This window comes from Streptomyces sp. MAI_2237 (assembly GCF_054189285.1).
Genome location: NZ_JAJPGQ010000009.1, coordinates 737,404 through 763,452, shown reverse-complemented (window position 1 = coordinate 763,452; position 26,049 = coordinate 737,404). Strand labels below are relative to the sequence as shown.

At 68.9% G+C, this 26,049-nt stretch carries 25 protein-coding genes; 8 read left to right on the top strand and 17 right to left on the bottom strand.

The window, feature by feature from the left end; translation table 11 throughout:
* Position 1: 1 nt before the first annotated feature.
* Together LN251_RS38880 and LN251_RS38875 are read right to left on the bottom strand one after the other, a co-directional pair.
* On the bottom strand, positions 2 to 1,072 hold the full coding sequence (locus tag LN251_RS38880) for a hypothetical protein (RefSeq protein ID WP_458248861.1): 1,071 nt from the start codon (positions 1,070 to 1,072) through the stop codon (positions 2 to 4).
* The gene (locus LN251_RS38875) at positions 1,072 to 2,160 is read right to left on the bottom strand and encodes an ATP-binding protein (RefSeq protein WP_458248860.1); all 1,089 of its coding nucleotides are present in this window, start codon (positions 2,158 to 2,160) and stop codon (positions 1,072 to 1,074) included. Before LN251_RS38875 ends, LN251_RS38880 begins: the two co-directional genes overlap by 1 nt.
* 566 nt (positions 2,161 to 2,726) lie before the next feature.
* Here LN251_RS38875 and LN251_RS38870 point away from each other — a divergent pair.
* A complete protein-coding gene (locus LN251_RS38870; protein WP_458248859.1) occupies positions 2,727 to 3,950 on the top strand; it encodes a transcriptional regulator in 1,224 nt (407 codons plus the stop codon).
* On the opposite strand, the gene LN251_RS38865 is transcribed toward LN251_RS38870, so the two are convergent.
* Positions 3,931 to 4,593, bottom strand: coding sequence for an HAD family hydrolase (locus tag LN251_RS38865; RefSeq protein WP_458248858.1), 663 nt, complete (start codon positions 4,591 to 4,593; stop codon positions 3,931 to 3,933). The two genes, LN251_RS38870 and LN251_RS38865, sit on opposite strands and share 20 nt — an antisense overlap.
* A gap of 510 nt (positions 4,594 to 5,103) precedes the next feature.
* Between LN251_RS38865 and LN251_RS38860 the strand changes: the two genes are divergently transcribed.
* Together LN251_RS38860 and LN251_RS38855 are read left to right on the top strand one after the other, a co-directional pair.
* The gene (locus tag LN251_RS38860; protein ID WP_458248857.1) at positions 5,104 to 5,727 is read left to right on the top strand and encodes an RNA polymerase sigma factor; all 624 of its coding nucleotides are present in this window, start codon (positions 5,104 to 5,106) and stop codon (positions 5,725 to 5,727) included.
* Positions 5,724 to 6,395 (top strand): hypothetical protein, encoded by a 672-nt coding sequence (locus LN251_RS38855; RefSeq protein ID WP_458248856.1) that lies wholly within the window; start codon positions 5,724 to 5,726, stop codon positions 6,393 to 6,395. Before LN251_RS38860 ends, LN251_RS38855 begins: the two co-directional genes overlap by 4 nt.
* Before the next feature lie 647 nt (positions 6,396 to 7,042).
* Here LN251_RS38855 and LN251_RS38850 read toward each other — a convergent pair.
* Entirely contained in the window at positions 7,043 to 8,488 is a 1,446-nt protein-coding gene (locus LN251_RS38850) for a WD40 repeat domain-containing protein (protein WP_458248855.1), read from the bottom strand.
* Positions 8,489 to 8,584: 96 nt separating this feature from the next.
* Positions 8,585 to 9,544, bottom strand: a complete 960-nt coding sequence (locus tag LN251_RS38845) for a hypothetical protein (RefSeq protein ID WP_458248854.1) — start codon at positions 9,542 to 9,544, stop codon at positions 8,585 to 8,587.
* A gap of 560 nt (positions 9,545 to 10,104) precedes the next feature.
* Between LN251_RS38845 and LN251_RS38840 the strand changes: the two genes are divergently transcribed.
* Complete coding sequence (locus LN251_RS38840; protein ID WP_458248853.1) at positions 10,105 to 10,575, top strand: hypothetical protein; 471 nt, start codon at positions 10,105 to 10,107, stop codon at positions 10,573 to 10,575.
* A 190-nt stretch (positions 10,576 to 10,765) separates the two neighbouring features.
* On the opposite strand, the gene LN251_RS38835 is transcribed toward LN251_RS38840, so the two are convergent.
* The gene (locus LN251_RS38835; RefSeq protein WP_458248852.1) at positions 10,766 to 11,254 is read right to left on the bottom strand and encodes a DUF3761 domain-containing protein; all 489 of its coding nucleotides are present in this window, start codon (positions 11,252 to 11,254) and stop codon (positions 10,766 to 10,768) included.
* 361 nt (positions 11,255 to 11,615) lie between these two features.
* Here LN251_RS38835 and LN251_RS38830 point away from each other — a divergent pair, with 361 nt between their 5' ends.
* Positions 11,616 to 11,852, top strand: a complete 237-nt coding sequence (locus LN251_RS38830) for a hypothetical protein (protein ID WP_458248851.1) — start codon at positions 11,616 to 11,618, stop codon at positions 11,850 to 11,852.
* A 49-nt stretch (positions 11,853 to 11,901) separates the two neighbouring features.
* Here LN251_RS38830 and LN251_RS38825 read toward each other — a convergent pair whose 3' ends face one another.
* From LN251_RS38825 to LN251_RS38815, 3 genes are all read right to left on the bottom strand, one after another.
* Positions 11,902 to 13,323 carry a DUF2637 domain-containing protein gene (locus LN251_RS38825; protein WP_458249519.1) on the bottom strand — a complete coding sequence of 474 codons (1,422 nt, stop codon included), beginning with the start codon at positions 13,321 to 13,323 and terminating at the stop codon, positions 11,902 to 11,904.
* Positions 13,324 to 13,586: 263 nt separating this feature from the next.
* A complete protein-coding gene (locus tag LN251_RS38820) occupies positions 13,587 to 17,060 on the bottom strand; it encodes a LysM peptidoglycan-binding domain-containing protein (RefSeq protein ID WP_458248850.1) in 3,474 nt (1,157 codons plus the stop codon).
* A complete protein-coding gene (locus tag LN251_RS38815) occupies positions 17,060 to 17,512 on the bottom strand; it encodes a TadE/TadG family type IV pilus assembly protein (RefSeq protein ID WP_458248849.1) in 453 nt (150 codons plus the stop codon). The genes LN251_RS38820 and LN251_RS38815 overlap by 1 nt, the downstream gene beginning before the upstream one ends.
* A gap of 176 nt (positions 17,513 to 17,688) precedes the next feature.
* Here LN251_RS38815 and LN251_RS38810 point away from each other — a divergent pair, with 176 nt between their 5' ends.
* The 3 genes from LN251_RS38810 (at position 17,689) to LN251_RS38800 (ending at position 19,767) form a co-directional block, all read left to right on the top strand.
* Complete coding sequence (locus LN251_RS38810) at positions 17,689 to 18,597, top strand: pentapeptide repeat-containing protein (RefSeq protein ID WP_458248848.1); 909 nt, start codon at positions 17,689 to 17,691, stop codon at positions 18,595 to 18,597.
* Between the two features lie 270 nt (positions 18,598 to 18,867).
* Positions 18,868 to 19,401, top strand: a complete 534-nt coding sequence (locus LN251_RS38805) for a DUF4262 domain-containing protein (protein WP_458248847.1) — start codon at positions 18,868 to 18,870, stop codon at positions 19,399 to 19,401.
* Positions 19,402 to 19,437: 36 nt separating this feature from the next.
* Positions 19,438 to 19,767: a hypothetical protein gene (locus tag LN251_RS38800; protein WP_458248846.1), complete on the top strand. Its 330-nt coding sequence runs from the start codon at positions 19,438 to 19,440 to the stop codon at positions 19,765 to 19,767.
* Positions 19,768 to 19,793: 26 nt separating this feature from the next.
* Here LN251_RS38800 and LN251_RS38795 read toward each other — a convergent pair whose 3' ends face one another.
* From LN251_RS38795 to LN251_RS38760, 8 genes are all read right to left on the bottom strand, one after another.
* Entirely contained in the window at positions 19,794 to 20,303 is a 510-nt protein-coding gene (locus LN251_RS38795; protein WP_458248845.1) for a TadE family protein, read from the bottom strand.
* A gap of 5 nt (positions 20,304 to 20,308) precedes the next feature.
* Positions 20,309 to 20,734 (bottom strand): TadE family protein, encoded by a 426-nt coding sequence (locus tag LN251_RS38790; RefSeq protein ID WP_458248844.1) that lies wholly within the window; start codon positions 20,732 to 20,734, stop codon positions 20,309 to 20,311.
* A complete protein-coding gene (locus LN251_RS38785; RefSeq protein WP_458248843.1) occupies positions 20,734 to 20,940 on the bottom strand; it encodes a hypothetical protein in 207 nt (68 codons plus the stop codon). The genes LN251_RS38790 and LN251_RS38785 overlap by 1 nt, the downstream gene beginning before the upstream one ends.
* A gap of 356 nt (positions 20,941 to 21,296) precedes the next feature.
* Complete coding sequence (locus LN251_RS38780; RefSeq protein WP_458248842.1) at positions 21,297 to 22,181, bottom strand: type II secretion system F family protein; 885 nt, start codon at positions 22,179 to 22,181, stop codon at positions 21,297 to 21,299.
* Positions 22,178 to 23,131, bottom strand: coding sequence for a type II secretion system F family protein (locus tag LN251_RS38775; RefSeq protein ID WP_458248841.1), 954 nt, complete (start codon positions 23,129 to 23,131; stop codon positions 22,178 to 22,180). Before LN251_RS38775 ends, LN251_RS38780 begins: the two co-directional genes overlap by 4 nt.
* Positions 23,128 to 24,612 (bottom strand): CpaF family protein, encoded by a 1,485-nt coding sequence (locus LN251_RS38770; RefSeq protein ID WP_458248840.1) that lies wholly within the window; start codon positions 24,610 to 24,612, stop codon positions 23,128 to 23,130. Before LN251_RS38770 ends, LN251_RS38775 begins: the two co-directional genes overlap by 4 nt.
* Entirely contained in the window at positions 24,602 to 25,432 is an 831-nt protein-coding gene (locus LN251_RS38765) for a hypothetical protein (RefSeq protein ID WP_458248839.1), read from the bottom strand. Before LN251_RS38765 ends, LN251_RS38770 begins: the two co-directional genes overlap by 11 nt.
* On the bottom strand, positions 25,432 to 26,022 hold the full coding sequence (locus tag LN251_RS38760; RefSeq protein ID WP_458248838.1) for an SAF domain-containing protein: 591 nt from the start codon (positions 26,020 to 26,022) through the stop codon (positions 25,432 to 25,434). The genes LN251_RS38765 and LN251_RS38760 overlap by 1 nt, the downstream gene beginning before the upstream one ends.
* Positions 26,023 to 26,049: the final 27 nt, after the last annotated feature.

Here is a 26,049-nt window from a genome sequence, read left to right as displayed (position 1 = left end):
TTCACCAACGGGAGCGCTCGCGCAGGGCGGCGCTGCGGATGCGCAGGAATTCGGTGGTCCAGTCGTAGCTGCGGCCCAGACTGCGGTTGATCGTCTGCCACGGCTCGGGGGTGGCATACGGGCCCATCGCCTCGAACACCGCCCGTGCGTCCTCGCCACACGCCACCAGAGCATGCGCGAGGTGATTGAGATCCAGCACCGACAGCCACCCGTGATGCACCGGAGGGACGGAGGCGAACCAGCGGTCCCGGGCCTGGCACGCATAGTGCGACACCTGCGCGGTCTGCCAGAACTGCAGGGCACTGCCGTGCCCGTTCCCGTGCCGGGCCGCGTACACGTCACGCATCGCGTACAGCGGCAATAGATCCAACTCACCGCTGGTGGGCTGGCTGGCTACAGTCCATGCCGAGTAGCTCATGGCGGCCGTGGGCCCGCCGCGGTGCAGGAAGAATTCACGCATGCGGTGATGCCCCTCCCGGTTGCCGGGATCACGCCGGTTGATCTCCTCCAGCAGTGGCCACGGCCCTCGAAGCGGCATAGTCGGATCCCTGAGCTGATCCCACGGCAGCGGACGCGACCGCCACTGGGGGTCGAAGTGGTAGGGATCAAAGGGCAGTTGCGTCAGCTGCAGCAGGCAGACCCACGCCACCGGACACTCCGGCCGCATCGCCATCGCCTTCATACAAGCCTGCCGGGCCAGCCCCGCAGCCCGGGCCACCAAGTCCTTGGTCCTGCCGGAGCGGTGGGCGACGAGCGCGGCCCGGGTGAGGACCCGAGTCCACATCATCGACGCATCCGCGCTGCCGGATTCTTCCTCCAGCCATGTCTTGAAGACGCCGCCGTCTCCCGATCCCGCGGCCAGCAGCTGGCTCCGGCGGGTACGCAGGGGCCAGTTCGGGCCCGTCCGCGCCAAAAGATCCCGCGCGGCCCGGTAGCGGCCCAGCTTCAAATCCTCGATTGCGGCCCGCAGATCCATGTCGGCGCCGACCGGACTGACGATCAGATCTGGATGGGTTTCTGTGCTTCTTTGAACGGCGGGAAGAACGGCGTTGGTCGCTAACGGCCTGGGCATCAAGGCATCCGCTGGGTAGGTGAGGTGGACGGGAGGAGTTGCCTGTGCGGCGGGTCCTCTGCGTGGCCGGGGGCGACGCGGTTCGCCGGATCGTCTAGCGGTGCAGAGGCTGCTACTTGATCCCTGGTGGCACCGCGACGGGGTAAGGCAATACAGGCCCAGACGTGGGTGCCGCTGGTGCTTGTGGTCGCGTGCCAGCGGGTGGCAAGGGCCTCGACCAGGCAAAGCCCGCGCCCGTCCTCGGCGTCCGCGGCTACGGTGCGGCGGATGACGGGGGAGCGGGGCCGGCCGCGGTCAGTGACGCTGACCCAGACGTGGTGAGAGGCCAGCCCCAGCATGACGGTGACTTCTTCGGCATGCGCGTGCACGACCGCATTGGTGGCCAGCTCGCTGGTGATGAGTGCCAGGCCCTCCACGGCTTGACGGGGCACGTGCCAGATTTGGCAGGTGTTGGTGACGTGCGTGCGGGCTGCCCTTGGCGTGTGCAAGGAGCGGCCGGACAGGTTCCAGGACGCTGACAGCTGCTGCTCATAGCGCGGCAGATCGAATTCCCCACCTGCCTTTATCGGGCGCCGACAGCGCGCGCACGGTGGCGGTGGTGTCGACCGGCAGCAGGGGCACGGCACGGTCCCGTCGGACAGGGCAGCCAGACCAGTGCACTCGTGCTTCGGGGTCTGCCTGGGGAAAATCCTGGCGAGCGTGCATGGCTCGCATGGAATCGCGAAGATCACGTGCCGGCTGGTCTCCCGGACGAGCCGATAGAGGCCACGGCCGACTACGCACTCACCGGCGGTCTGCTCGTCGCGGCACAGGGCGCACGTCGAACCGTGAGCAAACAGACCACGGTGAGCTCGGCCTTCCACGCAGCTGCGGCAGCCTCTTGGGGAGGTCCTCATCCTGGTGACCGCGGTGGACGCACCGGCGTCGGTCAGGTGCTCGCCGAGCTGCACAGCCGTCTCGATCGTCAGCAGGCTGGCACACCAGATACACGCCCTGCCACCCACCTGCTCCTCGCTCAGCCCGTCTAGTGCCGGTATCGCCAGCGCTTCGAGGACTTCGACGGGGATCGCTTCTGTCGCGCTGCTCATGCCGGCACGGCCTCCCCTGAGCCCATGCAGTCCTCGAGGGCCGCCTGCAACGCGGCCGCGTCCGTGACCCAGCCGTCGTCACCCGGGCAGACCCGCCAGTACGGACCCGGGCCGGTGGCCCTTCGCAGCGGCGGTACGGCTACGTTCGAGCCCGATCCGAGGGGCTCAGTACCCGGCACACTCCACTGCTTGGCCGTACCGCGGGGCACGAAGTAGTAGACCGCTGAGGAGATTGGGTCCTCGAGGACCGCGCCGCAGCGTGCGCCCAGGATCGACATGGCCGCCAGTCCCAGCGATACAGGGACACGAATAGCGTCCCAGTCCTGGCCAGCGCCTATCAGGCTGCAGCCAGCCGAAGTTGGTAAGGCAGCGCTCTGCATCAGCGGCTCCTCGTGGCGTGATCGGATGCCACAAGACTGTTCTTCGCGCGCGTCTCATGCGAGGACTTCCATCGGACTTCTTGCGGCTCTAAACCGGACTTTCGCTGCCGCCAAGGAGTGACGGGTGACATTCCGCCGGACTTCTGCCCACACTTACTGGGAGAAGACCCGACCCGGAGGAGCACAATGGCACGGCGCGTAGGGAACCCGAGGCTCAAAGCCGCGGCCGTAGCTGCCGGCTACCCCACCAACGAGGCCCTGGCCGAAGCCATCGGCGTCGGCACCCGCCAGGTCGGCAGGTGGATGACCGACACACCACCCTGGCCACAGCCGACCGTGGGTCAGGCTATCGAGCGTATCCTCGGACAAAGCCTGGAATCACTCGGATTCACCCCACCAGGGGGCATGGCATCAACCCGCGCTCGACGTACGGCGCTCGCCCCGGCAGCCGAAACAGGGCTCGTTGCCGTTCCCACCCAAGCCGTCACACTGCAGCCCGCCTCCGTCGCCGACGACTACTCAGCCATCACCCGAGCACACCGTCGCCTGTACTGGTCCCTCGCCCCTGCCACCCTGCACCCCGCCGCACTCGCCCACGCCACACTCGGCTGCACGCTCCTACCCGAGACCGCAGGGCACACCAAGCAGCTGGTCGCCGCCGCCCTTGCCGAGACCTGGCTGCTGGCCGGGCGCATCGAGTTCTTCGACATGCGCGACGCCGACCGCGCCCAACAGACCCTGCTCCGCGCGCTCCAGGCCGCCGGCGAAGCGAACGACGCACTCCTCGGCGCCGCAGTGCTCGCGCACACTGCGTTCGCCCCTGCATGGGCCGGAGACCGCGAAGCCGCCGTTGAACGCATGGTGGCCGCCCGTACCTACGCCCGCCGCGGCCCAGCCTCCGCCGAGTTCCTCGCCTGGCTCGACGCCGTAGAAGCAGAGTGCGAGACCCGCTGCGGCAACACGAGGACGGCGCTCCACCTGATCGGGCACGCCGAAGAGATCCTCGCCCGAGGCAGTGAGCACACGAATCCCGAGTGGCTCGACTGGTTCACCGCTGTCCGGCTACGTGCGTTCAAGGGCAACACCCAACTCAAGGCCGGGCACCTGCCCCAGGCCCGGGAAACCTTGCTCGGCGTACTAGACGACCTCGACGCGGCTGAGGAAAAACAGATGACCGTCGTCCTCGGCGACCTCGCAGCCGTCGAAGCAGCAGCCGGCCACCCTGAGGAAGCATGCGGGTACGCCGTCCGCGCCCTCGACCAGTTGGAGCGCACCTGGTACGCGATGGGCATGGACCGCGTCCGCGAGGTGCGGCGTGCCCTGACGTCGCACCAGAACGAACGCTGCGTCCGTGAGCTCGACGACCGGCTCTACGGCTGGTCGACGACCGTCAGCGCTCTCGCTCGTTGAACTGCTTGATCAGACCGGAGAGCTCGCGGAGGCTCTCGACCCGGAACGTCGGGAGCTTCTCCGCTTCTTCGGTCCGCCACTGGATCGTCGCCCACGGACCGCGCCGCACCAGCGCCGTGAGCATCCCCGAGGTGGCGGCGGGGCGGATGTCGTTGTCGACGCGGTCGCCGACGTACAGGATCTCGCTGACCTCGGCAGGAACCACCTCGGCAACTCGGTCGAAGAACGCCCGGTCCGGCTTGCTCGCGCCCCAGTCGTCGCTGGTGCCGATCAGGTCGACGTCGCCCGTGAACAACTGCCGCAGGATGCCGCCAGCTCGGACGGTCTGGTTCCCAGCGATGCCCAGCCACAGGCCATCCGAGCGAAGCGTGGCCAGGGCATCGCGGACGTCTGGATACAGGTCTGCCTCGCCGAAGTGTTCCGGCTTCCCAGCGGCTGCCCGCTTCTCCCGCTCCTCGTATAGGTCGAAGCCTGTACGGAACTCCTGGAAGGTCTCGCGGTAGTCGCGGCCTTGGGCGATGACCGCGCCGAACATGGCGTGGAAGGTGTGCCGGGGTACGTCGAGCCAGTCGGCCCAGGTGCCGTACTCAGTCGTTTCGTCTACGAGGCATTCACCGACGTCAAAGACCACTGCGCGAATCATGCGGGTCAGGCTATCTGGCGTGATCGGGCGTCAGGCAAGGTTCGTTGTCAATGATCGCCGATGGGCTGGAGCGCCATCGACGACTCCGGCTCGTACTCGATCTCGGTGAGAGAACAACAGGCTTTGACGGACGACAGTTACATCAGGGTGGGGCGCGGTCTGTGAGGAGTCAGGGACCACGTGAGCATCCATAGGTGTCTGTCGTGCGCGGGGTGATGTGATGCAGAACACGGCCTGTGTGCGGATGAGTGTTCGCATGACACCTCGATGGGGTTACGCCTGGTCAGAGGACTACGTAGGGTGACTAGCGCTGCTTGTTGAAAGTTGCACAGCGCCTTTGTTTGGGCACTCTACGTGTTCTTTGCAAAGGGACGTGAGTCTTCCGCCCCGCGCATCACTTAGGTAGGAGCCAGGCCCAACAGTCGTTACCAGCTGGCAAGTTGGCGCCGGTCCCCAATGACCTCAATGGAGAGGATCTTTGCTCATGTCTCTGGCCGACAGGAGCTGCGTGTGAGTCACGACGACGCCCCAGTGGGCGCCTCGCCGACGGAGTACGGCTCCGGACTGTCACAGTCCATGTTCGTTGCTCTGGACTTGCCGCTGGACTTCGAGGCGTTCTACCTCGGGCACCAGGAGGCCTTCCACGCCTATGCGGAAGTCCACTTCGGCACCCGCGAAGCCGCGGAGGAGGTCATACACGAGGTCTTCCTTGAGATCCATGCCGGCTGGTCGCAGCTGCTGAGCGCTGGCAACCTCGAGCAGGGCGCGTGGGCGATCGTGCGGCGTGCCGTCCACGACCGCCTCGAGGCGGAGGGACGGGGGCCGGCGTTCGTCATCAACGGCCCCATCGCCCAGGCCCTCAACAAGGCGCTGGTGACCGCCCGCGACAAGCTGCACAAGATGGAGTCGTCCAGCGGCCTGTACGAGGCGATCGCCGAACTGCCCGACCGGCAGTTCGAGGTGATCGTGCTGCGCTACGTCCTCGGCTACGACACCGCCAAGGTCGCCTGGTACATCGGCATCGACGACCGCACCGTCGGCCACCACCTGCGCCGCGCCAAGGAACGCCTGCGCGTGAAGCTGGGGCTGCCCGACACGTCCAAGAAGCCCAAGCAGAAGGGAGCCGGAGCATGACCGCCGCCATCGACACCCTCCTCGCCGACGCCCGCCTGACCGTCACCCCGCGCCGCGGCACGGACGTCGCGGCCGGCCTGCGTCGACTGGCCACCGACGCCTCCCGCCGCACCCCCGCCACCGGAGTCAACCGCGCCGCCCAGGCCGGACAGCGCCTGAGCGTGGTGTGTCGGTGGGTGCTCAACGAACCCGATGCCGCCGCCCACGTCGCCAAGATCGCTGAAGGCCCCGACCGCGGCCCGCTGACCGAGGATGAACTCGACGTCGACGGCGCCCTCGTCTACGCCTGCTTGCTGCACCTGACCGGACACCCCGAATCCGCCCAATTCTGGTGGCAGCTCGCCGCCGGCGCCAGCAGCCGCGCCGCCGCCTACTGCCTGCACCTGCATCACCTCAGCCTCGGCGAGTCCAAGCGGGCCCGGCACTGGTTCCACCAGCTCACCCACTCCATGGCCGACACCGCCCCGCCCGATGCCGCCTTCCTCGACGGCCTGGAAATCTTCGCCCGCTACGTACGCGCCAACGGCTACGGCGCCCACGCGCCCACCGGCCGCCTGGAAAGCGAGGTCCACCGGCTTGCCGCCCGCGCCCCGCACTCCTCCGTCATCGTCGCCCGGCCCGACAAACAACTCGTCACCCGGCTCCAGGAGTTCACCGAACGCCGCTGACCCAGGGCCTTCGCACGACGAAGACAACGGGGAGTCCCTGACCCGGCCACCGGTTCCGAGGCCACCGGCCGGACGGACTCCCCGTCAGGACGCCATCACGAAAGGGACGTCTGCCATGAACCCTAATCCCCGCAGCCCCGCCCGATACACGAACCGGCTCAGCACTGCCCGGAGCTGGATCGCGCACAGGCGACGCACCGCCCTCGCGCACCTGCTGCGCGGCGCCTGCTACGGCGCCGGCACCGGGGCCGTCGGCCTCATCTTCATGTTGGTCGAACGTCGACTGTGAACGCTACGAGCCGACAGCAGGGCGGCAACCGGGCGGCCGCGTGACTGGCAGGTTCACACGACCCGTTTCTCTGTCGGTTGTCGTGAGCGGGCCAGTGCCGCCTCCCAGTGAAGTGGTGCAGTCCCAGCACTCGTTGCCACCGCTTCACTGGCACGGGCCTGCCCCGCTGCTACAAGCACCGATCCACACAAGCACCGTGAAGCGCAGCAGGCGAGGTGGTTTCTGCCCGGCGGCATGCTGGTGGGCGCACACGATGGTGTGGGCGACCGACATCGTTCAGTCGACAGCATCAACAGCATCCGTCTTCGCCGGAGTTGCCCGCTTGCTGCATGCGCGGGATGTGGTGACGTATCGGGCGTCAGGATCGTTGGGTGTCGAACTCGTCGGTTCCGCGTTGGCAGTCTATGTAGACACCCGTCTGTGCCAGTCCGACCGTACTGTTGTGTCCGCAGGACCAGCCGTCAATGACGGCCAACCCGGCTGAGCCCTGTTTTCCACGGGCCTTGGCATAGTTCTTGAGGATCCGGCGGGCGTCGGCGCAGCTCACGTGGCCGGAGGTGACCACTACGTGGAATGCGTCGTCCCTCGAACCGGCTTGTGCGCTGCCGCAGTCGGTTTGTGCTCCCACGGCGCTGCCGGGGCCGCTCCCCGACAGTGTGGGGCCTGGAGCGAGGGAGGGAGGCCGCGGATGCTCGGCAAGCTTCTTTCCGGTGGGAATGAAGGCGCTGACGTCCCATAGGGTGATGGCGCCGCCGGAGGATCCGGTCGCGAGTAGTCCGCCGTGCGGGCTGACTGCCACCGACTGCAGTGCGCCGGCGGTCGGCAGAACAGCGAGTTGCTGCTTGGTGGTCGTGTCCCATAGTCGCAGTCGGCCGATGTCGTCGACGCTGGCAAGGACGTGCCCGTCCGGCGCGTAGGCGATACCGTGGACGGGGTCATGGGCGATTGCGGTGCCGAGCCGGGTGGTGGCACCGGTGGCTACCTTCCACAGGACCAGAGAACCGGTGTCGTTGTCGGTGGTGCTGCCGCCGGTGGCGATTGTCGTCCCGTCGGGGCTGAAGGCCAGGGACTCCACCTCGTCCGGGGGATCGTCTGGGCCTCGGGCCTGCAGAGCGGAGCGGACCGACTCCGTCGCGGGGTTCCAAATCTGGATCCCGCCGCCACGGACTCGGACTCCACCTGAGCTGGCCAGGACGCTGCCGTCGGGGCTGTAGGCGAGTTCGCCCACGTAGGTGTTGCGGAAGAGGCGGAACTGCCCGTCGGCGTCGGTGAACTGCATGCCGTACTGCCCGCCGAGCGCGAGCTGCTTGCCGTTCGGAGCGAAGGCCACGTGGGTGTTCGGGGACGTCCTGCTGTGCAGGATCTTCCCGCTCGCCACGTCTACCAGCTGGAAGCGTGGCACGCAGCACACCGCCAGTTTCTTCCCGTCGGGGCTGAAGGTGATTTTGTTCGGTGCCGCGTCGGCCAAGGCGAGCTTGTCGAGGGTGGCTAAGAGATCGCCGTTGGCCACGTTCCACAGTTGCACCGTCCCGTAGTTCGTGGCTGAGGCCAGCAGCTTGCCGTTGGGGCTGAAGGCCAGTGACGTTACCCAGTTGCCGGGTCGTAGCGTTCGTATTCGGCGAGGGGCCGGGCGCGGCGTACTTGGTGCCGTCGTGGTGGCCGACCGTGGTCCGGTTGCCGTGGGCGTGCTACGGGAGTCGGGCGCGGACGTGGCGCGGATGGCGATCGAGGCGGCAGTCGCGACGAGAATGATGCCGAGGCACCACACGGCCAGGCGTCGGTGTGTGAATCGGATCTGCCTCATGTCTGCTTCGCCTCCCTCACCCGGCAGTTGTGGATGTGATCCCCGGGCGTACGTGCCGCGACAAGTGGCGGACGCCGCCGCTCCCCACGACGGGGACTAGCCGGGGATCATCACTGAATGAGCGGAGTTGTTCACGGACCCGTTGCGGGTTTCCCCCGAAAGGATCTCGTGGTAGCGCGGCAACCCCCGAGAGCCCGTGATCCGGAAGTGGGCACCTCCATTGGTCAGAAGGGTGTGCCCCTTCTTGCCTTTGATCGTCCAGGTCGCATCGAGGTCGAACGAGCATGTGCAGTGTGCGTCGTTGACTGTCAGCAGCAGGACGTCCACGTCGGTCTGGGACAGCGTCAGCGGGAAGCCCGTCCTGCCGGGGATCGCCTTGCCGGTCTTCGGGTCCTGGCGGAGGACCGACGGTGCGGGGTCGTCGAGTGATGTGATGAAGTAATAGACGCTGGGCTGGCCCCCGCAGCCACCACATGAGGGCGCGGCGATCAGGCCGGCTTGGGGATTCGGTGACGGCTTCCGGCTCACGACCCGCAGTCCCGTCAGAAGCACCGACTCGTTGCTCGCCGACTGGAACGTGATGACAATCTGATCCGACCCCACAGCTGACAGGCCGGGGAGGGAGTCCAGACGGGTCACCTTGGTCAGAGCCGAGTTCAACTGCGTGGCAGAGCCCGACCAGTAGTAGTCACCTCCTCGGACGGGGCATGAGTTTCCGTTCAGACACCATGTGGCGTTGGGTTGCACGTCATCCGACGGTGACAGGCTTCCTGCCGAAGCAGCGGGCTGGCGCGGGTCGCTGGCCGCGCTGCTGCTGAAACCGTGGTCCAGGGTGCCCCACAGAATGGTCGCCACGACTGCCAGCGTCATGACAAAGGCCACGATGACGACCGCCGAGGACGCCGGCTGGGAGTGGTGGATCTTCGTGTGGTCGCCGGTGATGGTGACCCCGTTGTTGTCCCTGCCTATCGAGACCGATCGTGAAGTGCGACGCGGAAAGTCGTTTTCGGCACTGACATCCGCCGCACGGCGGCGTCTTCGCCTCGTCAGGCTCATCGCCGCTTCTTGAAGTGCACGTGGTTCCCGGTGATGATCACTCCCGGAACGTCACCCTTGACTTCCACCGACCGGTTCCGGGACGCCCGGGCTGTCGGGGCGGGCGCCGGCGCGGCGGGCTCCAACCCGTGTTCGGCGGCTCTGCCCGCCATCCGCCGTTCTCCCCACGCCACCGCTACCGCCGACACCGCTGTTCCTGCACCGGCGGCGACTACCCACCGGTCCGCTTCGGAGGCCAGCAGCAACGGCAACACCCAAGCGCCCAACACCCCTGTCACACACACAAACGTGGCCAGCGCTGCTAAGACTGCAGTGATCCATCTGCTCATCGCCCGCCCAGCCCCCGATCCGCGGCGCTCATCGATCCTTCAGTGTGGCACTCGGCAGTTACACGCAGGAGCGGACGGCCAGGGATTTTGCCGGTTATTTTGCGGATGTACGCGGAAATGCGAAGGAACGGAGCCGCGGCGCAGGAGCCGCCGGGGCGGCTGGCACGAAGCTTGCTGCCTCCTTATGAATTGGGTGTAGCTCTCATGCAGTGAGATCGCCTTGGTGGGCTGTTGCTGCCGGGGATCGTTTGCCGGATCGTCGTGTCCAGGTTTCGGGTCTGGGAGGCGGCGATGGTGTCGTGGCGGGAGGAACTGGAGCGGCCGGAGTCTGCCGCGCGGGTGCGGATCGCTGAACTGCGTTGGCAGATAGAGGAGTTGACGGCTCTTCTTGTCGAGCAGGAGGCAGTGGTGCCCCGGCTGGAGATCACGCGGGAGACGATGAGCGAGATCCTGTCCTCGGACGAGTCGGTGACCGGTCCCGACACCGGCGAGAGTGCGGTGGCGGAGCGGGTAGCCGCAGGCGGATCGCCAGTGGGAGTACGGCTGGTGCCGGCCTGGTCCGCCGAGCTGGACGCGGACGTGCTGCCGTCCTCATACCGAGACATCGTGGAGGTAGGCGGATGCGGTGCATCCGATGCGCGCGCACCATCTGTGCGCCGCCCTGGGCTTGTCGACGGACAAGAACAAGGTGGAGGAAGCTGAAGCGGCTGGTGTAACGGGACTGGACCGCCGAGGCCCTCCTCCGCGACGGACGGTTCGACGCGCGCCTGCTGCACCGCGTGGGCCCGGTGCGGGCGGTGGCATGCCTGACGGGCGATGGCCGCATCCCCGGCCGCGACGATGCCGTCCGCGACGCGGCCGCGGGATGGGTCAGTGGGCGTTCAGGCGAAGGTCAGTGGTAGAAGACGGCGACACCGCCGTGGTGTGAGCACGCTCCCTGGTGGTGTGCCGCGTACGAGTACGTCCCGTCGTTGCACAGTGCCGTCGCACCGTTGCCGGTCGAGGATGATCCGCCCGAGGAGGGCGAGCCGCCACTGGACGACGAGCCCCCCGAAGTTGAGCCTGAACCGACGGCAGCCGCGTGCGCGGTGACGGTCACCTTCACCTTGACCGTCTTGGTGACGGTCGGCGCCGGTGTCGGCTTCGCGGTCGCGGTCGCTGTGGCTGTCGCGGTGACGGTGGTCGTGGCGGTGGGGCGGACGGTGTCGGCCGCCGCCGTTTTGGTGGTGTTCGGGTCGCCGGCGCCGGCGCCAATGCCGAGGAAGAAGGCGAAGCCGAGCGCGGGCAGCACGAACCGCTTCCGCGCCCACTTTGGCGCGATGCGGACAGGCTGCGGTCCGCGCTGCGGCGGCATGGGCTGTTGCGGCGGGTAGTAGCTCACGGGTCCCCCCAGGTCGTTACGTGCTGGATGAAACTACCGGTGCCAAATCACCCGATGTGAGAGAACGGTAAAGGTGGTGACGGAGTTGTGACCTATCCGGGTGGGAGAACAGCTGCCAGGACGAACTTGGTTCGGTGCGTGTCGGGGTGTCGGGGTGTCGGGGTGTCAGCGTCCGGCGTCCGTACTGCGGTCGGCGTCGTTGAGTCGGCTTGTCGTGGCCGTTGTCGGGATACACGGTGGGGAGATGGCCGGCCGGGATGGGGGAGGCGTTTGTGCGGCGATGCCGGCACACCGTGGGTGTGCCTGGGGAAGGCGTTCGGGTGGGGCTGAACCGTGTGGCCGTCCAGGGTGGAGGGCGAGCGTGAGTGGTGGCCTGCCGCCGCTGCGGAATCGGCATGTCGCTGTGGTCTTCATCGTCGTGATGTATGCGCTGGTGGGGGCCTTGTTGAGCGCGCTGTCGGCGGCGGTGTTATCGCGTAGCAGCGCTTGGGGATGGGCGGCGGCTGTGGTCGGTGGTTGCTTTGGAGCGGCTTTCGGTGTGTGGCGTATCCGGCGCACACCCGAAGGCGAGCGTGCCGACGAGGACAACGCCTCTTGAAGCGGTAGGCGTTGCTGACGGCGGCGGCGCCCGGACGTGGGTGTTTCTACTATCTGGAAGCCGAGTTGAGGGTGTGCCAGCGTTGTTCGAAGTCGGCGGTCAATCCCTCGACGTACTCGGCTGTGACGGGTTGGTTGTATTGGCGGGTGATGCCGTGGCGGGCGCACTCGCGGGCTATGTCTGCAGCAGCGGGAGCCTGAGTGTCCGCCCGGTGCTGGGCCCACAGGTGGTAGATGCGCCAGCGGAGGAAGTGCCTGCGTAGGTTGGCCGGGCTGACGGGTTGTTGGCCGCGGCCGAGGAGTCCTTGGGCGGCGAGGTGGGTGGAGAGTTCCCGGCCGCTGGGCTCGACGCCGTAGTGGATGCGGTAGTCCTGCCAGGCGAGGTAGTAGCGGTCGGTCACGGTCAACTTCGCCTGACCGGGGCTGTTGGTCCGGCGAGCGGGGCTGTTCTCTGGTGGTGTCCGACGAGGTGGGGTCGTGTCGGCCCGGTGTGGGGGAGCGCTTCCGCTGTTGGTGGGGGCGGGCTGGTGGTCGGTGGTGGCTGCGGCTGCATATGGCCGGGCCTGCGGTAACTCAACTGCCAGGTTGCGGCGTTGTTCACGGACTGGTGGATGGAAGCCGTGTACGGGAGTACCGCCTTGCTGGGTGGCTGCGGAAGGACTGAGGTCTCGTGCGTGCGCGTGAGTGGAGAGCACAGGGGCGGGGGTGTCGGGCTCCGAGCCAGCCGATTCCGCTTTGGCAGGAAGGGCGCTCGCAGCCCGTTGGGTGGCTGGCTCTGTGTGGCCGGCCGCCGCCTGAGATGTGGGCGGGATCGGGATCGGTTGTATGCCCGCCGCGGCCAGGCCCGCCGGGGCCGTCTCCGCCAGCGGAACGCCGTACCGGGCCAGCCGCAGCGGCATCAGCGACTCCACCGGAGCCTTGCGGCGCCAGGCCCGGCCGAACCGCGAGTGCAGACGGGTCCGGTAGATTAGCCGCTCCTGCTCCAGCTTGATCACCTGCTCGTAGGAGCGCAGCTCCCACAGCTTCATCCGCCGCCACAGCAGGAACGTCGGTACCGGGGAGAGCAGCCAGCGGGTCAGCCGGACGCCCTCCATGTGCTTGTCCGCCGTGATGTCCGCGATCCGGCCGATGGCGTGCCGGGCCGCCTCCACCGCCACGATGAACAGCACCGGGATCACCCCGTGCATGCCCACGCCCAGCGGGTCCGGCCAGGCCGCCGCGCCGTTGAACGCGATCGTCGCCGCCGTCAGCAGCCAGGCCGTCTGGCGCAGCAGCGGGAACGGGATGCGGATCCACGTCAGGAGGAGGTCCAGGGCGAGCAGGACACAGATACCGGCGTCGATGCCGACGGGGAAGAGGTAGGCGAAGGTACCGAAGCTCTTGCGGGTGGCGAGTTGTCGCAGGGCTGTGTAGGAGCCGGTGAAGCCGATGCCGGCGACGCTTGCGGTGCCGACGGTGATCAGCACGGTCAGCCACCGTTGGGCGGTGTGACTGAGCGGTGCGGACACCGGCGGCGGGGTGCCGGTGCGGTGCGACGTGGCATTAGTGGGCCCAGTTGGGGAGGGGCTCTGTGCCGCTGACCCCGATTCCGACCGTGATGCGAGCCCCGACGTCGACGGCTTCGGCTCTGGCCCCGACACCGTCTGCGTGTCAGACACTGGCCGTGGCGTTGTCGCCGTCGTCTGTGTGGCTTGTGATGTAGGTGCTGACGGTGGCGGGGGCGTCGTCTGGGTGGTCATGATGCTGGTGTCCGGCCGGAGCGGTGGGCGTGGAGCAGGTCGTTGATGAGCTGGGTGGTCTCTGTCTCCGGTGAGCAGTCCAGTGCCTGGTTGACCTGCTGGATGCGGGTGATGGCTGTGTGGAGTCCGGCGCGGTTGCCGCATGCTGCTTCCAGGCGCATCCAGGCCCGGTAGAGGAGTTCAGCGGTCGGGTCTGCGTCGAGGCCAGTGGCGATGGCCCGGCGGGCGGCGCTGAGGTCGTGGTGGGGGCCTGGGGAGGTGCGGTGTGTGGCCACGGTGTGGGCGATGTCGATGATCCGGATGGTCATTTCCTGCTGCATAGGCTCGGCCCACGGCAGTGGCCGGCCGCCGAACGGTCGGCCCCGCACCAGAGCCAGGGCCTTCTCCAAGTCGTTCAGGCCGGCGGGACCCAGCGGCAGACCACGTTCGGCGAGATGCAGGAAGCGACTCCAGTCGCAGCGCACGCCGGGTGCTAAGCGGTAGGGGTCTTCGCCTGATTTGCGGCGTGGGACGTAGGGGTTGCCATCGGGGTCGCTGCCCAGGCTGCTGCGCAGGCCTTGGAGGCGGGCGTTGAGGGTGCTGGTCGACCAGGGGTGAATGGGGTCCATGTCGGCGCACAGGACGTCGGCGCTACGGCCGGGCCGGAAATACAACAGCGTCGCGAGCTGGGCCATTCTTGGGCCGTGGCCTGCATGGCCCACCCGGTCGACTTCGACCGGCCCCAGCACCCGGATCTCCGGGGCGCGAGGATCCGGCGTCTTGTGTTCTTCCTGCTGCGGCACGACAAACTCCTCCGCCTTGGCCTGTGCCTCGTCGGCCTCTGCCGTCGTCCCCACCTGCGTCTGGGCTGCTTCGTCGGCGTCGGCGGTGGCTGCCGGGGCCGAGGCAGGGGGAGCCGCCTTCTGTGCGCTCGATGTGGTGTCATCCTCGGGCCGCGTCGATGGGGCGGGGGAGGAGAGGTGGAGCGCGGAGGGGTCGGTGCTGGCAGCGAGCAGGGCGGGGAAGACCTCGCCGCTCACCTGCGGGGCGGGCGCCGGCACGATCGACGCGGCAACGGGTGCCGTCGTGTCCTCCTGCGGCGCCGCACGCTGGGGCGGGGGTGTGCTGTCGGGTTCGTCCGGGACGTCTTCCCAGGGACCCTCGGCTGGATGGGGAGGCTGCCCGGACACCTTCAGTGCGGTGATGATCTGCTGGTAGGCGGGGTGTTGAAGGCGTTGCACGGTGATGTCCGTGCCGGCGCAGTCGAGGGTCTGCGGCTGGTTGAGGGAGGCGTTGAGGATCTCCGCCTCAGGGAAGTGTGCGGCTGCCGTGCTGGCTGGGGCGATCAGGGTGACTGGCATGGTGTGGGCCGTTTTGTCGATGAGGTCGGCGAACTGCCAGGCGGTGTCCTCGTCCAGGGCCGCTGCGCACAGCAGCAGATACGGCTGCTGCTGGGTATCGGGCAGTTGGTGGGCTTCGAGGAGCCGTTCAGTGAGATCGCGCAGCGCGTGTGCGGCCTGGCGAATGTGACAGATGCGGGCGGTGGGCAACAGCTGGGGGAGGTCCTCGCCGAAGCCCACGGTGACGATCTGAAGGTCCGTTCCCCACGGGCTCATGGCGAGTTCGAGGGCGAGCGAGGTGCAGACTTCGGTGATGTGGACCAGGTTTCCGTCCAGCAGGAGCGCGGGCACAGCTGTGAGGTTGAGTAGGAGCAGGTCGCCTGCCTGGGTGTGACCGATGGTGACCAGCCCCGGGTACGGCGCCGACACGTCGCGGGCGGTGTCGTCGTCGAGGAGGGCGGCGTCAGCGGGCAGGACCCACCAGCCTCCCCGTCCGGCGGTGAAGGGCCCGAGGGGGTCCTGGACGAGGTCCTCGGGCAGCACCTCCACGGTGCGGGTGCCGATCCGGGCGGCCCGCAACGGCGGCAGGACGGCATCGTCGGCTTGCTGGAGCACGTGATGGGCCAGGGTGCGCAGCGCTCCGTCCAGGCGGGCGGCACCGTCGGAGTCGGCGGCCGCCGCCAACTGGGCTTCCGCGGCGGAGGTTTCCGGCGTGATGGCGATCTTCTCGCCGGGCTTGCGGCGCCGACGCTGCAGGGTGCGGCGCAGGGCGAGCGCTGCGGTGATGGCCGCGGCGAGCAGCGCGCCGGCGCCGAGCACGATGCGCAGGTTCACCGGGCTGCTCACCGGAGCGGTCGTTGGGCCCTCAGACGTGGGAGAGGAGCCAGCAGCAGGGGACGACTGCGCTGGCGCCGCCGGGGGAGCGGAGGAGGACGAAGACGGGTGCTGCCCGGGCTGCTCGGCTGTATCCGTCGACGGTGTGCCGGGCTCCGATGACTGCGGAGCCGGTGTCCGCGTCTGACTGGGTGCAGGCGCCGGCGTGTTTCCCGTGCCCGCGCCGGGCGTGGGGGTGGTGGCGGGGTGGTGAGTGCCCGGGGAATTCCTATCCGGGTCGTGCGGCTCCGGGTTCTCCTCGCGGTCACGGTCTGGCGATGATGGCCGGCCGCTCTGGGGGTTGGGCACGGTGACCTGCTGCCCGGCGTAGATGACGTTGGGGTCGGTGATCTTGGGCAGTCCGTGCGGCTGCGGCTTGCCCCGGCTGGCCTCGAACAACTGCGGCCAGGCGTCGCCGTCGCCGAGTTCCTTCTGGGCGATCTTCGACAGGTAGTCGCCGGAGTGGACCGCGACGACGTGCCCGCTGCTCTGGTTGTCGGCCGGAGTAAGGTTCTCCAGCTCTGTGCGGATACCGCCCGCGGCCGCAGGCGGGTTCGTGGCGGTGTCGGGCATCTTCAGCTGCCAGCCGGGTTGAAGGAAGCTGCTGGCGGTAAAGACCGTGCCGTCGGTCATGGTGCGGCCCACGTTCAACTCCGCTATCTCCCGCCAGCGTTCGCCGTCCCCCAGTTCGTGCTCGGCGATGGCCCACAGACTCTCCGCAGGACGACTCTCGCGGACCGTGTACGCAGGCGAGGCCGGTGTGCTCGCAGAGAACGCGTGTGAGGCCGCGCGGGCCTGGTCACCCTCCACGCCGGCTTGCGGGGTGTGCTGGGGCGTCTGTCCGGGGTGGCGGGCTGCGGTGGGGGCGGGCGCGGCGTGGGCGTCGGAGGCCAGAGCGGAGTTGGCGGGCAGCAGGATGAGGACGCTGCCGATCAGCAGGGCCGCGGCGCGCTGGGCGGTGCTCATCCCGCGCGGGGCGTGCCAGGGCCGGCCCCGAAGCTGTGCGATCAGCTCCCGTGTGGCGCAGAACGTGAACTGGGCCCACCCGATCCAGCCCAGGCAGACGAGCAGCAGCACAAAGACGCTGCCGGTGTCCTGCCTATCCAGCAGGTGCGCCACGTCGTCGTGGGTAGCGGCCCAAATGACGGGGGTAGCCCAGGCCAGCAGCAGCGGCAGCCCACCGACCGCGGCCGCCAGGACCACAAGACTGAGCACGGCCTTGGCGGCTCGCGCCAGGGTGCGGGCGGCGGTGTGGGTGGAGCAAGAGCCGATGGACATCAGGTATCTCCGGGCGTAGTGACGCCGTGCAGAAGGGTGGCGTGGGCGCGGCCGGTCACCGGCAGGGAGTCGATCCCGGCCACCGACAGGAAAGCGGTTTGGTAGGTGCCGGTGACCGTGACGGTCAGGGTGGTGTTGTCCGCGGAGATGCTGACGGTGCCGGTGACGCCGGCGGCGGCAAGATAAGCCTGCGCGGCGGCGGTTGCGGCCTGTGGATCGACGGTGATCGCGGTGCCGGTAATCGCATCGGCGGGGCTGATGGCCTGCCCGCCGGCGCGAGCCGCCTCACCGGCGAGGTAGTCGGCGCGCTCGACGGCGCGCATGGTGCCGCCGCCGTCTACGGCGACGCCGATGATGCCGAGCAGGGCGAGGACGCACACGGCGACGAAGACGGTGATACCGCCCCGGTCGTCCCATGGCGTGCGGCGTGGGCGGGTGGGTCGGAAGCTCATCGCTGCCCCCGCATCGTCAGGCGCGACGTGCCAGGAGCGGTCGGCTGGGCAGGTGGTGCGGAGGTGTCCGGCGGGTGGGGACTGGTACCGGCAGGGGGTGGGCAGGGTAAGGCGTCGAGTCGTGTCGACTGCGGGCGAACGGGGGAGCGATGCGGGCTCGTCGAGGGTTGCGGGGTGTGCTCGGCACTGGCGGTGTGGTGATTGCTTTGGCCGCGGTTGTCTGGCTGCCGCGCCTGATGTATCCGCCGCTGCCTTCGGATCAGTTGGTCGGTGTGGCTGGCCAGGCGCAGCGTGTGGAGCTGCAGCAGGCCCAACTGAAGGTGCAAAACGACTTCCGTGGCCAGGTATTGCAGGCCATGGGAGCACTGGTCGTGGTTGCGGGTGCAGGTGTGGGCTGGCAGCAGTTCCGCCTGGCCCGCCAGGGGCAGATCACCGAGCGTTTCACCCGTGCCATCGATCACCTGGGCCATCCCACACTCGATGTCCGCCTCGGCGGCATCTACGCCCTGGAGCGGATCGCGAAGAACTCTCCTGATGACCAGCCCACAGTCACCGACATCCTGTGCGTGTTCGTGCGGGAGCACGCGCCGTGGCCGGTCGGCGCCCCTGAGGGGCCGCAGCACCCCACCCCGGCAATGGAGCCCCACCTTCCCTGGCTTACCTCCCGGGCCCCCGACGTGCAGACCGCCCTGTATGTGCTGGGTCGTCGTCCCTGGCATCGGCAGGAACACACTCTGTACCTTTCGCGCGTGGATCTGCGCCGCGCGCATTTGTCTAAAGCGCAGCTGGAGAGCGCGAACCTGCGGCACTCGAATCTGAGCCGGGCCTATATGCCTGACAGCAATCTGCACAGCGGCGAGTTGGTGAACGCCGATCTCCGCTACGCCAACCTGCGAGGCGCACGGCTGACCCACGCAAACCTGCGCCGCGCACATCTGCAGCACGCCGACCTGCGTCAGGCCCTCGTGCGCGGTGCCGATCTGCGCGGAGCCGATCTGACAGACGCCGACCTGGACGGCGCTGACCTCACCGGTGTGACCGCCGACGCCACGACGATCTGGCCCGATGCCCACCGCCCCGCCTGACTCGGGCGGCCGTGCCGGACACTCGCACACCCTCGCCCCGTCCCTGCCGGCCGATCCGGGGCGCGACCCGGCGCCGGAAACCAGGTGCCGGGAGTACAGGCCAGCTCGTGCGCGGAGGCTGTGAAGCGCGCGGGCACCGTCTGCGATCTGGGCCTTTGGTCCGGTGCAGGGTGTCTCGGGCCGGGGGAGTGCCGGGTCCTGGCGTCCGGCACGGCAGGTTGCGGGATCTTGTGGTCGGCGGTGGGGGTGTGCCGGGGTAGTGTCGCGGTCATGCCCACCGCTCACGCCGTCTGCCACTGCGTCATCTGCCAGGACGTCAGTGAACTGGACGCCCGTACCCGGTTGAGTGTCGCCAAGGTCGGTGAGTATGGGTGGCAGGTGGTGATGGTCCCCGCCGATGACCAGGGGCCGGGCTGGGCCTACACCATCGGTTTGTGGCACAGCCACCGCATGCCCGAACTCGCCATGTTCGGCCTGGACATCCACCTGATGCATACACTCCTGAACGACCTCGCTCGGCGGGCCGTCGTCGGACCGGGGCTTGCGGCAGGACAGGAGATCGACGACCTCACCACCGTCCCTCTCGTCCTTAAGGCGGTCGACTATCGCTGGTATAGGGCGTTTTTCGGTACGGCGATCGGCTACTACCGCAGGCCGCCGTTCCCGTTTCTGCAAGTCGCCTGGCCCAATCGGGAGGGGCTCTTCCCGTGGCAGCCCGGCGGTGAAGGCCTGCTGGCTCTGCAGCCCCGGCTGTCGCTGCACCCCGGTGACCATCCCATCGGCATCTGGACGCAGGAGCTGTGAACCGGCGGTCGTCTCGCCGTCGCGGACAATGAGGCCATGACGCGTTGGTTTCGCAGCTACTGGGCTGAGGAAGACACCTGGTTCTATTTCGAGGCCGACGCCGATAGCCAGGTCACGCGCCAGGTCGAACTGCAAGGACCACTTCAAAGGCCGCTGGCTGCGGCCTCGCTGACGGAGTGGGAGGCCGCCCGGCGGGAGGGAAACCTCGCAGCGTATGAGGCGGTCTTCGGCGCCACGGCCGAGGTTGCCGTCCACGAGTGGGACCCGCACGATCCGCAGGACCTTGGCGCGGCAGAGTTCGAAAACGTCTGGGCCGCAGCGCGAGCAGTGTGCCGGGCCCGCGCACGCGCACGCGGCGCGCCGTGAGTAGTCCTGCCTGTGCCTTCGTGTGTTCACCCTGCCACCTCCGCCGCGGGGTTCAGGTTCCGCGGCAGGCCGGTGCTCGGCCCGTCCGCCCTTTGCCGGTAGGCGTCGACGACGGACGTTGCCGTGGCGGTGAGGGTCTTGGCTCCCCCAACGCCCGGCAGCAGGAGGTCGGAGAGGTTGACGGTGCAGGTCACGGTCGCGGTGACGGTGCCGACCTGCCCCACTGGCACGCTGAGGCCGCTGGTGTTGATGGTCACGGATGTTGAGGCGCATCTGATGCCCTGGTCCTTGAGGGACTCTGCGGCCGCCGACTGCGCTGCGCGCTGGGCGGCGGCCGCGGTGCGGGAGATGGATGCTTCCCGGGCTGCGTCCTGCGCCGCTGCGTCGACCTTCGCGCCGGAGGTGACGATCCGGCCGCCCGCGAGGGCCAGGCACAAGAACATGATCAGGGCCGGGAGGACGATGGCTGCTTCGATCGCGACGCTGCCCTCATCGCCGCCAGGCCGACTGCGGGCCCAACTGGCGTGTGCTGGCACGTGGTTCACTCCCCAGGGTTGGTCCACCGTTCGACCGTTCCGGTGGCGGACTGGCTGATGTGCAGGCCCGGGATGCCGGGAATGAGAGAGAGGGCATGGCCGGTGACGATCAGCCGTACCCGCTGCCCGTCGCTGCTTGCGGCCACGCTGTAGCCGCGCAGACTGTCTCCCGCGGTGCGGCCCAGGACGCTGCGTGCCCGGGCCGCACCGTCGGCCGGGCTCGCCTGGTAGGCGCGGGCTGCGGTGGCGCCCTCGCGGGCGGCGGTCAGGGCGATCTGCCGGGCGTAGTACCACATCGAGGCCTGGATGACGGCGAGGGTGACGAGCAGGACGAGGGGGAACACGATCGCCATCTGGATGGATGTGTCGCCGCGGTCTTCGGCCCACCGTCGGCTGCGCCACCAGGCGTGGAGTCGTGGGCGGAAGGACATCACAGGCCGTTGAGCTGGCCGTTGTATTTGGCGATCACGGCCGCGATGGTTCCGGCGATCAGCAGGGCGCCGGTGACGGCGGCGACCCAGATGATGACGGTGGTGATGCTGATGTCGCCGCGGTCCGGCCGCGCCATGGCCTCGTCAACGCCCGCACGCAGGCGGGTAGTCACACGGACAGCCGTGCGGCCGACGGGCCCGCACATACCCGTGGTGCGCCCTTCCTGACCGGGAGACAGCGCGGGTTCCGTAGCGCTGTCGTGCGCGGCCGAGACCGCGGGTGCGGGTAGGGCGGCAGAAGAGGCGGGGCGGCGGCCGGCCGGGGGGAGGTCTTCCTGGACGCGGCCGGTCAGCCTCCGGGCTAACCGGTGGGGGTGCATCCGACTGTGGCCACCCCGACGCCTGGCTTCTGCTGTGCCGGACAACGATGGATCGCCGTGTGGGGGTGTGCTCGGGTGGGCTTCCGCGGGGCGGGTGCGGGCTGCGGTGTGCTTCATGATCCGTGCCTTTCGAAAAGCGTCGGGTGCGGTCGTCGGTGGTAGACGGGGCGGTTGCGGGGTGGTTAGACGGTGAGCATGCGGATGACGGCGGGGAAGGCCATCAGGAGCATGACGAGGACGGCGAGGAGGGCTCCGGGTGCGGTCATCTTTTCGCTGGCCGTGTTGGCTTCCGCGGCTTGGGCGGCCAGGAGTTCGGCGTTCAGCGCGGCGGTGCGCGCCCGCAGCGCCTTGTAGACGGCGGTGCCGTCGGTGGCCGAGCCGCGCATGATGTCGGCGACGTCGGTAAGGACCGGCAGGTCGTAGGCGGCAGCGAGTTCGGTGAGCGCCTGATACGGCGGGATCTTCTCCAGCCGCGCCCGGCGCAGAGCGCCCTGCAGATACATGAAGGGCCAGCCCTCGCCGACGGCTGCGGCCTTCTCCAGGGCCTCGGCGGGGCCGGCGTCGGCGGCCCGCTTGAGCGCGACCAGGTCGAGGTAGGCGGACAGGGCGTGCGCGAACTCCTCCCGAGCCCGCTTGGCCTGGTCCCGCACCGCGAGATCCGGGGTGAGGAACAGCAGGCTCGCGACGAGGAGTCCGACGCCGGCAGGCACGTAGAACGGCAGACCCACCCCGGCGATGATCCACGGAATCGTCGCGATCACCGGGCAGAGCAGCCCCAGCGTGGCAAGTGCGGTCTTCTTCAGCATGAACTGCCCCGGCCCCTGCCCGAGCAGGGCCAGGTTCGTGGTCGGCACCGTCACGCCCGGCAGGCGCCCCAGGCGGGCGAGCAGCCACCGGCCCCAGACCTCCTCACGGTCCAGCTCCGGCTCGGGCACGGTCAAGGCGGCCGGGACGCTGCGCTTGAGGGCCGGCCCCAACGCGGGCTGCGGCTGCAGCAGTTCCCTCATCAGCAGGGCGACGCCCGCGCCGATCGTGCCGCCGCTCAGGACGACGGGGAGCAGGTTCACGAGGTGACTCCTTCCGGCTCGCGGGCGGCGGCCGGCCCGTCGGGTACGGACGTAGACGTAGGCGGCCGGACGGTGCTGGTCGGGTCGGTGATGAGGAAGCGCGGGATGCGCCGGAAGGTACCGAGCTGGCGCATCAGGGCGAGCACGCCGACGAAGCCGGCCGTGAGGAAGGCGAGCACGAGCTGACCGAGGAATGTGGAGTACGGCGTGGTGTAGGAGGGGACGAAGAAGCCGGCCACCACAACGCCCACGGTGATCAGGGTCATCCACCGCACGGTGGTACGGGGCTTGGCCCGGTCCGCCTCGATGGCACGCTTCTTGGCGACCTCCTCGCGCACGGTGCCCGACAAGTCCTCCAACGCCTGCGCCAGTCCCGGGCCGCGATCGCCCGCCGACAGGATCAGCGCCGCACACACCTTGTCCGCAGTGACGTCATCGAGTTCCTCGGCGAACGCACGCAGTGCACCCTCCGGCCGCCAACCCAGACGCAGCCGGTCGGACAGAGTGATGATCTGCTCGGCGAGTTCGTCCGGCGCCCCCTGACGGCTGGTGATCATCGCCTGTTCCAGGCCCATGCCCAGCCGCAGCAGGCCGGCCAACCGCTGCGTCCACTCCGACAGTGCCTCCAGCTGCCCGATGCGCTTCTCCGCCATCTGCGCCGGGGTGATCAGCCAGGGAACCCCAATCACAGACGCACCCAGCAGAACGGCGCCGACGAAGTTCCCGGAAACCAGCCAGAGGCCCGCGAACACCACGACGGCCGCGACCATGAGGCTCCGGCGCCGCAGCCGCACCCCTTCGCTACGGCCCCTCCCGCTCCGCAGGCTCGCCCGCCAGCGCTTGAGAAGCGGGGCACGGCGCGGCGTGGTGGCGCCCACGACACCGGCCACGACACCGATCAAGCCGCCGACCACGGCCATGCCGCACAACAAGCCCAGCAGCCAGATCATCGGCTCGCCCCCACCTTCAGCGGCAGCGGCGCCCGCCAGGCACCGTAGGGCTGCTGCAGCAGGCCCGAGTCGAAGCCGACGCGGCGCAGATCGTCGATACAGGCCGGATCCATCCGCGGCACCGCCCGCAGCTCCCCCCACTCAAGGCCAGGCGAGAACACCTCATTGGTGGCGGGACGGCCGCTCTCGCCGATCCCGGTCAGCTCCAGCACGTGGGAGACGTAGCGGTGGCGGCGGCCGCCGATCTGCGTCTCGTCCGTCATATCGACGTACACGATGAAGTCCAAGCCGTTGGCCGTCTGCCGGTAGGCGAGCTGCTCGGAGAGATTCTCCTGCGCCAGCGCATACAGCTCGGCGATTCGGTCGAAAACGATGTCCGGCCGGCGAGCGTGGATGGTGCACAGGTTGCCGCCGGAACCGTTGGTCAACGCCTGCATCATCGCGACGACTTCCGGTCCACGGACCTCACCGACCACGATCCGCTCCAGCGACATCCGCAACGCCGGATACATCAAATCCAGCAGCGTGACCTCACCAGCGCTACGCCCGGTTGCGTCCCTCTCGCCATTGGACTCCCGCCCGATCAGGGAGACCACCTGACGGTGATGGCCGCTGGTGTGGGCGAACAGCTCGTCCTCACTCTGGATAGTCGCAAACCGGCACTCCGGATCGAACTCCCTCAGCATCGCCCGCAGCAGCGTGGTCTTCCCGGCCTTCTGCTTCCCCGCGATCATGATGTTCTTCTCCGCTCGCACGCATGCGCCGAGGAACTCGCGCAGGATCGGGTCCAGGGTCCCCAACCGGACCAGGTCGTCGAGGTCGGCGTGGGAGACACGATGGCGGCGGATGACCGCATACGTCATCGGCCCCAGCCCGGTGATGGCCTGCAGACGGGAGCCGTCGGCCAAGGACAGGGCGAGCGTGGGGTTCGCAGTGGAAATGGTCCGCTCGCCGTGCCCGGAGCCGCGCGCCAACTCCCGGAGCAGCTCCAGCAGTTCCTCTTCGGAGTCGGCGATCGGGCCGACCCGGCGGCGCCGGCCGTCACCGTAGTCCAGCCACACCTCACCCGGGCCCTGGATGATGATGTCCTCGACCCGCTCGTCGTCCAGGTACGGCTGGAGCCGCCCGGCACGAAACAGCAGGTCATACACGCCGCGCCGCAGCGCCTCATCCTCCTGCGGCGTCATCGCCCGGGCATCCGACCACACCGCGACCGCCTCAGCGATCCACTGAAGGCAGCGCTGTTCCTCGCTGGCCCTATCCATGCCGGGCCTGGTCTTGATCAGCTCTTCGCGCTGCCGGGCCACCTGAGAGGCAATGTCACGGGCCACCCGGTAGTCGACCGTGACCTGCGGCGCGGCCGTACCGAGCACCCGCGGGTCCGCGGCAGCGCCGGCAGACCCCGGTGCAGCGTGGGTGGGGGTCCGGTGATGGGGCGGCGGGGCCACGGTGGGGTCGGGGTGAAGGGGCCTAGCGTGCATGCGGCACCTCCCCGCCCGCCGTGCGCGAAAGGCGTGGGTCGAGGCGAGCCCGGCGCATGGCAGCCCGCTGCAGCAGCAACATACTGCCCGCATGAGCGGCCTTCATCAGCGGCGAGCGGGTGAAGTGCCGCGGCTGCTCGGCGCCGTCGGACAGCACGCGGGCGTCCTTCGACACGTACGGCAGGGTGGCGATCACCGGCACCTGCAGCACGCGCTGCACCTCGCCCGCGGGATAGCTGCCCTCATTGATCATCACGACGCTGACGTCACCGACCCGTTCCTCCAGCGCACGCACCCGAGACTCGGCCGCCTGCAGGCAACGCAAGGTGTTGCGGACCACTACGAACAGTGCGTCGGCCCGCTCAGCCAAGACTCCCGACGGTCCGTAGGCGCCACGACGGCCAAGGTCGATGATCACGTCGTGGCTACTCTCGGCCTCGATGCCGCGGAACATCTGCGCCAGGATCTTCCACACCTGCGTCAGGCTGGCCGACTGTCCGGGGTCGGTGAGGCCAGGCAGCAGAAGCCGGTTGCGCGCCGACTCCCGCCCCTTGCCATCGCCGCCGCTCAAGTCGATCAACTGCCGCCAGAAAGCCTCACTGAACTCACCCTTGCGGGCGGCGACGGACAGGTTACGCAGCCCGTACCGGTCACCCAGCGTGCCCTGCAGCAGCCCGTGCAGCACCGCACCACCGTCCGGGTCACACTCGGCCAGGATCATCCGCCGACCCGGCGCCAGCGGCCACGACAACAGCAAAGCCAACGCGCTCGTGGTCACACCGGGCGCGCCACTGCAGCCGGCTAACGCGATGACGGCCATCAGCTGCCGCCCGGAGCAGCGAGAACCAGCCGCAGGGTGCCGGCCGCCTCCCACGCGGCCGCCGTGGGACCGTCGCTCGCGGACGTTGCCACGTCGACGACCACGACACCCGTACCCGGGGCCGCGTCCGACGCCTTCACCACCCGGCCGCCAATGGTCCGCGGCGCGGCGCCGGACGTCGTGCCGGTATCGGTCGACGCCTGAGCCGGGACGTGCACAAGCTGGACCTTCTGGCCTGGCACCAAAGCGGTGGCCGGGATCTGCTTGGGCTCCAGACCGATCGGCACCAACTGCTCGCCGGCCTTCACTAGGCTGTCCTTGGTCACCTGTGAGGGAGCCAGCAGGGAACCGGGCTTGAGCTCCACGGCGGCCCGCTTGCCCACCACCGACTGCAGGTCGTCTGCGCGCACCGCCTTGACGGCCGGGTCCAGGGCAACGGAGGCCTTGCCGAGGTCATCGTCGGTGAGGACCTGGCCGACCTGGACGTTGCGCGTCACCGTCACCACGCCCGTGCGGTGGCCGACCTGCATCAGCAGGACCGCAACTCCCGCTCCTCCAGCCGCGATCAGCGCCAGCGACAGGGCGATCACCCCCGGTCGTCGCCGGCGGGCTGCAAC

Coding starts and splice junctions, on each gene's coding strand:
- LN251_RS38805 (WP_458248847.1), top strand. CDS start 18,868: ATGCCCACCGCTCACGCCGTCTGCCACTGCGTCATCTGCCAGGACGTC.
- LN251_RS38850 (WP_458248855.1), bottom strand. CDS start 8,488: ATGAGGCAGATCCGATTCACACACCGACGCCTGGCCGTGTGGTGCCTC.
- LN251_RS38785 (WP_458248843.1), bottom strand. CDS start 20,940: ATGTGCGGGCCCGTCGGCCGCACGGCTGTCCGTGTGACTACCCGCCTG.
- LN251_RS38800 (WP_458248846.1), top strand. CDS start 19,438: ATGACGCGTTGGTTTCGCAGCTACTGGGCTGAGGAAGACACCTGGTTC.
- LN251_RS38855 (WP_458248856.1), top strand. CDS start 5,724: ATGACCGCCGCCATCGACACCCTCCTCGCCGACGCCCGCCTGACCGTC.
- LN251_RS38820 (WP_458248850.1), bottom strand. CDS start 17,060: ATGTCCATCGGCTCTTGCTCCACCCACACCGCCGCCCGCACCCTGGCG.
- LN251_RS38765 (WP_458248839.1), bottom strand. CDS start 25,432: ATGGCCGTCATCGCGTTAGCCGGCTGCAGTGGCGCGCCCGGTGTGACC.
- LN251_RS38770 (WP_458248840.1), bottom strand. CDS start 24,612: ATGCACGCTAGGCCCCTTCACCCCGACCCCACCGTGGCCCCGCCGCCC.
- LN251_RS38870 (WP_458248859.1), top strand. CDS start 2,727: ATGGCACGGCGCGTAGGGAACCCGAGGCTCAAAGCCGCGGCCGTAGCT.
- LN251_RS38865 (WP_458248858.1), bottom strand. CDS start 4,593: ATGATTCGCGCAGTGGTCTTTGACGTCGGTGAATGCCTCGTAGACGAA.
- LN251_RS38845 (WP_458248854.1), bottom strand. CDS start 9,544: ATGAGCCTGACGAGGCGAAGACGCCGCCGTGCGGCGGATGTCAGTGCC.
- LN251_RS38875 (WP_458248860.1), bottom strand. CDS start 2,160: ATGAGCAGCGCGACAGAAGCGATCCCCGTCGAAGTCCTCGAAGCGCTG.
- LN251_RS38790 (WP_458248844.1), bottom strand. CDS start 20,734: ATGTCCTTCCGCCCACGACTCCACGCCTGGTGGCGCAGCCGACGGTGG.
- LN251_RS38880 (WP_458248861.1), bottom strand. CDS start 1,072: ATGCCCAGGCCGTTAGCGACCAACGCCGTTCTTCCCGCCGTTCAAAGA.
- LN251_RS38815 (WP_458248849.1), bottom strand. CDS start 17,512: ATGAGCTTCCGACCCACCCGCCCACGCCGCACGCCATGGGACGACCGG.
- LN251_RS38775 (WP_458248841.1), bottom strand. CDS start 23,131: ATGATCTGGCTGCTGGGCTTGTTGTGCGGCATGGCCGTGGTCGGCGGC.